Below are 9,748 nucleotides of genomic sequence, written 5' to 3' on the forward strand. Positions count from 1 at the left end.
ATAAAGAAACAGCGTATAATTTTGAAAGAGCAAAATAAACAAACAGAAAGATGAAACGTATCGTATTACTGGCTGGCATCTTATGCAGCATGGGGATGGGATATGCCCAGAAACTGAAACATCCGGATTTGCTTTACACTTCAGAACGGATTGAACTGGTGAAGCAACGCATCGGGCAGGAGGAACGGATATCTTCTGCCTGGAATGAGATAAGACAGACCGCAGAGAAGGAATTGAAAGGAAACAGTCTGAACAAGGCCGATTACCTTTCACTTGCTTATCTGATGACGGGCGACAAGGCGTATGCCGACAAGTTGAAGGAAATCTTGTGCAAGGCCATCGAAGCCGACAACTGGGGCAGCGCGGAGATGCTGGCCCGCAAGCCGGCGTGGCGCAGTGACCTGTCGCTGGCACACAAGGCCTATCTGTCGGCGATAGCCTACGACGCGGTATACAATGACTTGTCGGCTGCGGAACGGAAAAAGATTGCCAAAGAATTGTACAGGCTGGGAGTGGAGCCTTTGTTGGGAGACTGGCTGCTGGAACCCACCCGTATCCATTCGCTGAACTCCATGGGGCACAACTGGTGGACGTCGTGTGTCTGCATGGGGGGAATCTTGGCATTGAGTTTGCAGAATGAACTTCCGGAAGCAAAAGAAGGGGCGCAGGCCGTGTACGAATACCTTCCGGAGTGGTTCACTTTTGCGGGCGATGTCTTGCAGCAGAAGGCCAAGACCTTTGATGACGCCGGCGGAATGTATGAGAGTCTGAATTATGCCAATTTCGGTATACAGGAGGCCCTGCAGTTTTATGTGGCATGGAAGAATGTGCACCCGGGTGCGACCTTGCCCGACATACCGCAACTGCAGAACCTCTCCAGCTTTTTCGTCCATGTCTGCTATCCGCGTACGGGAATGTTGTATAGCATCAACTTTGGCGACAGTCACAAGAACATCTCGGCCGAAAGCAGTCTGATGCTACTGTATGCACTGGGCGTGAAAGACAAGGATATGTTGTGGTACATGAAGCAGGTGGAGCAGGGACAGCATCGCGACGGCTATTTCCTGAATCGTCCGATGGGTTTTCTTTACACGCCGGAACTGAATCAGGCTCCTGAGACGCCCGACTTGAAGTTGTCGCAGTTGTTCTCCGATTTCGGATGGGCCACTATGCGTACGTCGTGGAAGAAGGATGCTACGATGCTGGCCGTAAAGAGCGGGCATACCTGGAACCATTCGCACGCCGATGCCAACTCATTCATCTTGTTCCACAAGGGAGTGGACATCATCAAGGACGCCGGAAACTGCTGGTATCCGAATCCGGCTTACCGCAATTATTTCTTCCAGAGCCAGGCGCACAATGTGGTGCTTTTCAACGGACAGGGACAGAGCCGCGAGCAGCAGTATCACGGGTCTACCTTGAGAGGGTATCTGTATCATCTGCTCGACGGAGGAAACATCCGTTACCTGTTGGCCAATGGAACAGGACCGGTGTCGGATAATTTCAGCCGGAATTTCCGTCACTTCCTTTGGATGGACAACGTGATTTACATGATTGACGACTTGAAAACGCATCGCAGCGGAGAGTTTGAATGGTTGTGGCATCCGGGAGGTACATGGAAAAAGAACGGGGCTGACGTGACGATTACGAACGGGGAATCTTCGGTGGTGGTACGGCCGTTGTATCCCCGATTGCTGGCTCTTTCGGATTTTGTGCATGATTATCCCGACGACTTGTACTGGGAGGAAATTACGGCACCTACGGAGGACCTGAAAGGAACGGAGAAATATTATTCTTTCCATTTGCCGGGTGAATTCAAGCAGGTAAAAGGGCTTACGGCCATTATTCTGAAAGACAGTGTGGGGCAGAAAGAGCTTCCGAAGATGGAACGCCGGGAAGGAAAGGACTGGATTGGGTTGCGGGTCACTTATCAAGGAAAGGTGACCGACCTGTATATCAACCAATTGGCCGACGGACGGCTGATGCACAGTAATTCCTGGATTGAAGCCGACGGATGGTCGACGGATGCGTATCTGTTTGCCGTTACCTATCCGGAAGGTACGGATCCGGCAGACTCGAAGGAAACGTTTATGGCATACGGCAGCGCCCTTCGGCGGGGACAGACTTCCTATTTCTCCTCGTTGTCCAAATTGTTCTATATTCGGAAAGATACCGGTAACAAAGTGGAAGTTTGGATGGATGGACAGCCGAATATGCATGCTCATTTCCGTTCCGTAAAACGCCCGGAACAACTGACGGTGAACGGTCAGCGCGTGCAGGTGGATTACAAGCAGGGCGGAATTACGGTGAGATGTAAAAAAACAATGAAACAATGAAAAAGAGTCTGTGGATAGGGTGGCTTGCGCTGCTGTGTGTGCAGGCCGTGTGTGCCGGTGAGTGGCAATGGGCCGTCACCTTGAAAGGAATAGTGTCGGAAGAAACGCATAAGGAGCCGGAAGCTTTTTTGTGGATTCCTGAAAAATGCGAACGCTTGTCGGCGGTGGTATGGAGCCAGCAGAACATGACGGAAGAGACTTTGTTTGAGATGCCTTCCTTCCGCGACTCGCTGGCGGACATGAATGTCGGACTGGTGTGGGTGGCTCCCGGCATCGACCAGCAGTGGGATGTGCGGAAAGGATTGCAGAAAGTGTTTCACCAGATGATGAACGATTTGGCGGAAGTGAGCGGATATACGGAATTGCGTGAGGTGCCTGTGATTCCGCTCGGCCATTCGGCCATGGCCACTTTCCCGTGGAACTTTGCCGCTTGGAATCCGAAACGGACCCTGGCTGTGATTTCTTACCATGGAGATGCGCCGCGTACGAACTTATGTGGCTATGGCCGGGAAAACCTGGAGTGGGGACGGACACGGAACATCGACGGCATTCCCGGACTGATGATTGAAGGAGAGTATGAATGGTGGGAAGCGAGGGTGAACCCGGCACTGGCTTTCCGGATGATGTATCCCGAGAGTTGCATCTCTTTTCTTTGTGATACGGGCAGGGGACATTTTGACGTATCGGAACAGACGGCCCGTTACATTGCTAAGTTCATTCGCAAGTCATTGGCCCATCGTGTGCCAACCGATGGAGGAAAGAAATTGGTAAAAGTGAATCCGGCTGACGGCTGGCTGGTACAACGCTGGTCGCCCGATGAGCATAAAAAACGGGTGGCTCCGGCTCCGGCAAATCGCTATAAAGGAGATGTCCATGATGCGTTCTGGTATTTCGACCGGGAGATGGCGGAACTGACAGAGCAACGTTATAAGGAGCATCAATTGAAGAAAATGCAATATCTGGGCATTTGTCAGCGTGGAAGCCTGGTGAAGTATGACCCACAACTGCATGCAGGAGTGAAGGTGAAGTTCCAGCCTGAAGCCGACGGACTGACGTTCCATCTGGGAGCCTGCTTTACCGACTCGCTCCGGCGTCGGCCGACGGACGCCCATGCGGGAGGAAGCATCCGCTTGGAGAAAATCTGCGGACCGGTGGAACAGGTGGACGATACCACGTTTGCCGTCCGTTTCTACCGGATAGGCATGTATAATCCGCGCCGTACGACAGACATCTGGCTGCTGGCCAGTCATCCGGGTGACAAAGAGTATAAGGGTGCTGTGCAGCAGATGAACGTGCAGATTCCTTACCGTCAGACGGAGGGAAAACGGCAATGCATTCTTTTCCCGGGATTGGAAGATGTGAAAGCTGGGAGTGCTCCGGTGAAGTTGAAGGCTGTTTCCGACCGTGGTCTTCCGGTACATTATTACGTGAAAGAAGGTCCGGCCCGTATTCAAGGCAACGATGTGTTGGAGTTCACGTCGATTCCTCCCCGCAGCCGTTTCCCGATGAAGGTGACGGTTGTGGCATGGCAATATGGTATAGCAGGAGAAGTACAGACTGCGGAACCTGTGGAACGCAGTTTTTATATTTATTGATGAACTTTATTATGAAGAAAAAGCCCTGGAAAACAGGGCTTTTATTTTTGTAGCATTTGAAATAGTTTGTCTAACTTGGGAGCCATGATAATTTCTGTACGTCGGTTCTTTGCACGTCCTTCTGCACTTTCATTGTCGGCAACAGGCATGAATTCGCCCCGACCACAGGGTTGTATTTGGAGTGGGTTGACTTGGTATTTCTCAATCAGAATGCGTACTACGGAGGTTGCTCTTATCACACTCAGGTCCCAGTTGTCTTTAAATTGGGAAGTATGAATCGGTTTGTTGTCGGTGTGTCCCTCGATATACACATCTATTTCCGTCTGTTTGTTCAGGACCTCTGCTAGTTTTCCTAAAGCTTCTTCACCTCGTTTGTCTAGTTTGGCACTTCCTGATTGGAACAAAAGTTTGTCAGACATTGCTACGTATACTTTTCCGTTTTGTTCGCGTACGGTTAGTTCGTCGCTAGTGAATCCCAGTAGGGCGTCTTTCACACTGTTGAGCAGATTTTGCACTTTTGCATTTTGCTGATCAATCATACCTTGTAGGTCTTGAATGGTCTGGAGTTTTTCTCCTAATAGTGCATTCAACTTTTCCTGTTCACTCATGTTGCTTGTCAACAGTTGTTGGTAGTGGCGGATGGAGTTTGCTTTTTTGGTTGTATCTTGTTGCAAATAATCGATTTCTCCGCGCATTTTCTCCATTTCATTGTGACATTCATTTAATTGTCCTTGTAAATTGTCGCCTCTGGAGAGAGCTTCGATTCTTCCATTTTCAGCGATAAGGAATTTTTTTTTGGTAACGCACGAAGTACTGCTTACAATTAACAGTCCAGTCAGTGCAATAAAGGGAATCTTTTTCATTGCTTCGTAATTTTTTTACAAAGATACATGACTTTATGGGTTTTTGTAATATTGGAGCAAATTTTATCCACATAATTTATACAGAAGTGTGGCCTGAAATGAAAAAGAGAATGAGAAATGATAAGTTTCTCTTTTAAATTCTATGTATAACTAAGTGTGTTCTATGGTAGCTTTGTAAAACTGATTACTCTTTTAGGAATACGATGTTTAACTAGTCAACTTAGTCAGGTATTAATCTTCAAACTGACAACTAGTTTCAGTACACTTTAAATCTTGTAAAGTCTGTCTGAAAAACGCTTCGACGTTTGTGTTGAAACGCCTAAACGTTTTCCTTGAAACGTCGAAGCGTTTTGTCTTAAACGTCTAAGTGTTTTGAGGTGTACTGAAAATAGTTGTCAGTTTGAAGATTAATACCTGACTAAGTTGACGGGTTAAACATTAAATTCCTAAAAAGGTTGTCAGTTCTGCAAAACTACAACAAAAAAGCAATATCCACATACTTTGCTCCCTAAAAACTCATCGCTCGGGGAGCGCCGTGCGGCAAGGGGCGGTAGCACCCGTCCCGACGAGTACATCTTTCAATTGTACCGGCATTCCATAAGAGGGTTTTCTCCTCTGCCTGAAAAGATCTCCATAGGAGTTTTCATTCCCAGTGCCCTGTGCGGTCTGGCGTTGTTGTACATCGCTACGGATTTACTGACGGCTTCCTCCGCCTGACGGAAGTCCATATCGCCTTCATTGAAGAGCCATCCGTTCTTCAGGGTATTGTTCATCCTCTCGGCCAGGGCATTGTGAAGCGGGTCTCCCGTCTGGGTCATACTGATCCTGATACCTTGTGAAAGCAGCAGGTTCGTGTACTCCCTCGAGGCATACTGCACGCCGCGGTCAGAGTGGTGTATCATGCCCTCCGTACTGATTCCGTATGCACGATAGGTCTCCAGAGCCATGCACATGGCTTTCAGCGGCCCCTCCGCATCCAGACTCCTGCTCAGGCAGTATCCCACTATGTATCTGCTGTAGGCATCCGTCACCAGGGAAAGATAGGCAAACCCTTCCTTGGTGTAGATGTAGGTGATATCCGCCACCACAAGCCGGCCATTGCCCACAGGCGTGTACTTGGGCGATGTGTTTACAAGATCCCTGTACAGACGGTAGCCGTGTCTGGAATCCGTGGTACGAGGACGGTACTTTGTCCGCCTGAGCATCAGCGAGTTGGAACGGAGTACATTGTAAAACCGGTCCCGTCCTATGGTGAACTTCTCCCTGAAGTATTCCCGGCAGAGTGTGTAAAGTTCCCGGCAGCCCGCCTTGGGAAGACGTTCCTTCTGGCGGACGTACAGGCAGCTGGCAGAGAGTATGTCAGCCTCGTTTGAGACGTAATTATGCTTGTAGTATCCCTGTGCTGATATGCCAAGCAATCTGCAAAGCGGACGCACGGGATGACGGCGTCCGACTTGAGACAGGCCCCGGATTACTTGGCATCGGAGTTTTTTCTTACCGGAATGTTATAGGTCTTTTCCGCAAGGTCGATCATGTAGTCGTAGGCGTCACGGGCCATGTTGGACTGCTTCAGCTCCACTTCCAGGGACTTGATTTTCCGCTCGAGCTCATGAATACGCTCATGAAGCTCCTGTTCGTTCTGACTTAGTTTCTTGCTCATAATGGGATTTGGTTTATCTTCCATCCCAAAGATACGAAGCCAGCGGCTAATTGTGGTACGTTTCAGACCTTTTTCGCGTTCAAATTCACTGTGGTTCTGAGAAGAAAGTATGTATTCTTCCAGATAAGACAGACATTCCGTCTTTGAATACTTTCGTTTTTTACACATGTCGCTAAATAAATTGTGTCAACTTATTTAGTACACTACAGTTTTGATTGAAACGCCTAAGCGTTTTTTCAAGTCTTCTTATGTCTTCTTTATCTCTTCTCAAGTCTTCTTTTTTCATGCTATTTCGCGTGTGAAGGAATATGTTCTCTGTACGAAGCATGTGTTTTTTACTCCGGTCTTTCAAAAAATACAGCCCGAATATAGGCAGATTTTTCCGTGGTTCGGTTACTTTTTCTCGTCGGGAACGGTTCATCAACCTGTTTTTTTTCTGTGTGGAGCCGTACGTCCCTCATGTTTTCCTAACGTGTGCATGCTTCTTCCTGTTTGTTTGTCATTATGTGCGCTCGTACGCGCCCGCGCGAAATACATAATGTAGGGCTGTTTTCTTCTATATTTGTATTCGTCAAAAAATGTCTACCTGCAACGTGTTATTTTTCAGTGGTTTATAAAAATATTCAAAAATTTCCGCAAAAAATAGTTGCTCAGGAGTTGCAGAACCGGAAAAAGTGCGTACCTTTGCAACCGCTTTCGAGAGGGAGAGCCGCTGAGAATGACAGACTGGTGAAGAGAGGCAGACTTTCAAAGGCGCTGCACCCGAGTATCTTACCTTGCAAGGACGCAAGGGAGCGAGAAACGGATAAGCCCCGCGAGGTCATCCTGAAAAACTTTTCCAAAAAACTTCGGAAAAATTTGGAGGGAAAGAAAAAATACCTTACCTTTGCAAACGCTTTCCCGCTGAAACGGGAGCACGAAAGAAAGATAGTTCTTTGAAAGACTTTAGATAAACAAACGAAGATGTAGTACAAGAAGTAGTCTTATATATAATGTATATATGGGATGAAACAAGAACCGTCAATAACCTGAAAAGGATATGAAAGAATCGGTTTCCTGAAGCAGAGACAACAATGCTCGAAAGAGTGAAAAATATTTTACAATGAAGAGTTTGATCCTGGCTCAGGATGAACGCTAGCTACAGGCTTAACACATGCAAGTCGAGGGGCAGCATGAACTTAGCTTGCTAAGTTCGATGGCGACCGGCGCACGGGTGAGTAACGCGTATCCAACCTTCCGTACACTCAGGAATAGCCTTTCGAAAGAAAGATTAATACCTGATGGTATGATGGGATTGCATGAAATCATCATTAAAGATTCATCGGTGTACGATGGGGATGCGTTCCATTAGATAGTAGGCGGGGTAACGGCCCACCTAGTCGACGATGGATAGGGGTTCTGAGAGGAAGGTCCCCCACATTGGAACTGAGACACGGTCCAAACTCCTACGGGAGGCAGCAGTGAGGAATATTGGTCAATGGGCGCGAGCCTGAACCAGCCAAGTAGCGTGAAGGATGAAGGTCCTACGGATTGTAAACTTCTTTTATAAGGGAATAAAGTCACCCACGTGTGGGTGTTTGTATGTACCTTATGAATAAGCATCGGCTAACTCCGTGCCAGCAGCCGCGGTAATACGGAGGATGCGAGCGTTATCCGGATTTATTGGGTTTAAAGGGAGCGTAGACGGGTCGTTAAGTCAGCTGTGAAAGTTCGGGGCTCAACCTTGAAATTGCAGTTGATACTGGCGTCCTTGAGTACGGTTGAGGCAGGCGGAATTCGTGGTGTAGCGGTGAAATGCTTAGATATCACGAAGAACCCCGATTGCGAAGGCAGCCTGCTAAACCGCCACTGACGTTGAGGCTCGAAAGTGTGGGTATCAAACAGGATTAGATACCCTGGTAGTCCACACGGTAAACGATGGATACTCGCTGTTGGCGATAGACTGTCAGCGGCTTAGCGAAAGCGTTAAGTATCCCACCTGGGGAGTACGCCGGCAACGGTGAAACTCAAAGGAATTGACGGGGGCCCGCACAAGCGGAGGAACATGTGGTTTAATTCGATGATACGCGAGGAACCTTACCCGGGCTTGAATTGCAGACGAATTGCTTGGAAACAGGCAAGCCGCAAGGCGTCTGTGAAGGTGCTGCATGGTTGTCGTCAGCTCGTGCCGTGAGGTGTCGGCTTAAGTGCCATAACGAGCGCAACCCTCGTGTCCAGTTGCTAGCAGGTAGTGCTGAGGACTCTGGACAGACTGCCATCGTAAGATGTGAGGAAGGTGGGGATGACGTCAAATCAGCACGGCCCTTACGTCCGGGGCTACACACGTGTTACAATGGGGGGTACAGCAGGCAGCTACCGGGCGACCGGATGCCAATCCCGAAAGCCTCTCTCAGTTCGGACTGGAGTCTGCAACCCGACTCCACGAAGCTGGATTCGCTAGTAATCGCGCATCAGCCACGGCGCGGTGAATACGTTCCCGGGCCTTGTACACACCGCCCGTCAAGCCATGAAAGCCGGGGGTACCTGAAGTGCGTAACCGCAAGGAGCGCCCTAGGGTAAAACTGGTAATTGGGGCTAAGTCGTAACAAGGTAGCCGTACCGGAAGGTGCGGCTGGAACACCTCCTTTCTGGAGAGGAACCGAGAAGGTTCTTGCCTTGTACTGCAGATGAGTTTGTTTTTCGATATAAGAGAGAAAGATGAAGCCGAGTCGGAACGGACGAGGTTGAACTGAAATCATCCAATTATTAATTATTCATTTTTAATTATTAATTGAATACAGTCCTATAGCTCAGTTGGTTAGAGCGCTACACTGATAATGTAGAGGTCGGCAGTTCAACTCTGCCTGGGACTACCTCAGAAAAAACTTCGCTTTTTATTTGCAGGTTTGAAAGGAAATACCTACCTTTGCAGCCGCTTTGAAAAAAATGAAGCATGAATCTTGGGGGATTAGCTCAGCTGGCTAGAGCACCTGCTTTGCACGCAGGGGGTCAACGGTTCGAATCCGTTATTCTCCACAAGCAACGAACTTTTAATTATTCATTATTAACTGTTCATTGAAAAAACGGTCTATGACATGATGTAACAAGCAAAAAGTAATTTTAGTACGAAAGCTAAAAGTATATATCATCCCGCACCCGTTGAAAGACGGAGTGTGCACGTGATAAGGAAAGTAGGAAAGGGCGCATGGCGGATGCCTTGGCTCTCGGAGGCGATGAAGGACGTGATAAGCTGCGATAAGCTGCGGGGAGGTGCAAATAACCCCTGATCCGCGGATTTCCGAATGGGACAACCCG

Annotated in this window: 5 protein-coding genes, 2 tRNA genes and 2 rRNA genes; 6 read left to right on the forward strand and 3 right to left on the reverse strand. The window is 48.5% G+C overall.

The annotated features are described in order from the left end of the window. Window positions 1-50: 50 nt before the first annotated feature. Both OCV81_RS09080 and OCV81_RS09085 read left to right on the forward strand, forming a co-directional pair. Complete coding sequence (locus tag OCV81_RS09080) at window positions 51-2,336, forward strand: heparinase II/III domain-containing protein (protein ID WP_148329742.1); 2,286 nt, start codon at window positions 51-53, stop codon at window positions 2,334-2,336. Next, complete coding sequence (locus OCV81_RS09085; RefSeq protein WP_148329743.1) at window positions 2,333-3,931, forward strand: hypothetical protein; 1,599 nt, start codon at window positions 2,333-2,335, stop codon at window positions 3,929-3,931. The genes OCV81_RS09080 and OCV81_RS09085 overlap by 4 nt, the downstream gene beginning before the upstream one ends. Window positions 3,932-3,972: 41 nt before the next feature. On the opposite strand, the gene OCV81_RS09090 is transcribed toward OCV81_RS09085, so the two are convergent. From OCV81_RS09090 to OCV81_RS09100, 3 genes are all read right to left on the reverse strand, one after another. Then, window positions 3,973-4,794, reverse strand: a complete 822-nt coding sequence (locus tag OCV81_RS09090; RefSeq protein ID WP_022352670.1) for an OmpA/MotB family protein — start codon at window positions 4,792-4,794, stop codon at window positions 3,973-3,975. A gap of 578 nt (window positions 4,795-5,372) precedes the next feature. After that, window positions 5,373-6,266, reverse strand: coding sequence for an IS3 family transposase (locus tag OCV81_RS09095; RefSeq protein WP_148329744.1), 894 nt, complete (start codon window positions 6,264-6,266; stop codon window positions 5,373-5,375). Next, window positions 6,266-6,622 (reverse strand): hypothetical protein, encoded by a 357-nt coding sequence (locus tag OCV81_RS09100; protein ID WP_148329745.1) that lies wholly within the window; start codon window positions 6,620-6,622, stop codon window positions 6,266-6,268. The genes OCV81_RS09095 and OCV81_RS09100 overlap by 1 nt, the downstream gene beginning before the upstream one ends. 931 nt (window positions 6,623-7,553) lie before the next feature. Here OCV81_RS09100 and OCV81_RS09105 point away from each other — a divergent pair. From OCV81_RS09105 to OCV81_RS09120, 4 genes are all read left to right on the forward strand, one after another. Then, window positions 7,554-9,081: ribosomal RNA gene (locus OCV81_RS09105) — 16S ribosomal RNA — on the forward strand. Window positions 9,082-9,232: 151 nt separating this feature from the next. Beyond that, window positions 9,233-9,306, forward strand: a tRNA-Ile gene (locus OCV81_RS09110). Window positions 9,307-9,395: 89 nt separating this feature from the next. Then, window positions 9,396-9,469, forward strand: a tRNA-Ala gene (locus OCV81_RS09115). Window positions 9,470-9,618: 149 nt separating this feature from the next. Beyond that, window positions 9,619-9,748, forward strand: a 23S ribosomal RNA gene (locus OCV81_RS09120); the annotation flags it as partial.

Source organism: Phocaeicola fibrisolvens, from assembly GCF_025567125.1.
GTDB lineage: Bacteria > Bacteroidota > Bacteroidia > Bacteroidales > Bacteroidaceae > Phocaeicola > Phocaeicola fibrisolvens.

Coding starts and splice junctions, on each gene's coding strand:
- OCV81_RS09080 (WP_148329742.1), top strand. CDS start 51: ATGAAACGTATCGTATTACTGGCTGGCATCTTATGCAGCATGGGGATG.
- OCV81_RS09085 (WP_148329743.1), top strand. CDS start 2,333: ATGAAAAAGAGTCTGTGGATAGGGTGGCTTGCGCTGCTGTGTGTGCAG.
- OCV81_RS09090 (WP_022352670.1), bottom strand. CDS start 4,794: ATGAAAAAGATTCCCTTTATTGCACTGACTGGACTGTTAATTGTAAGC.
- OCV81_RS09100 (WP_148329745.1), bottom strand. CDS start 6,622: ATGTGTAAAAAACGAAAGTATTCAAAGACGGAATGTCTGTCTTATCTG.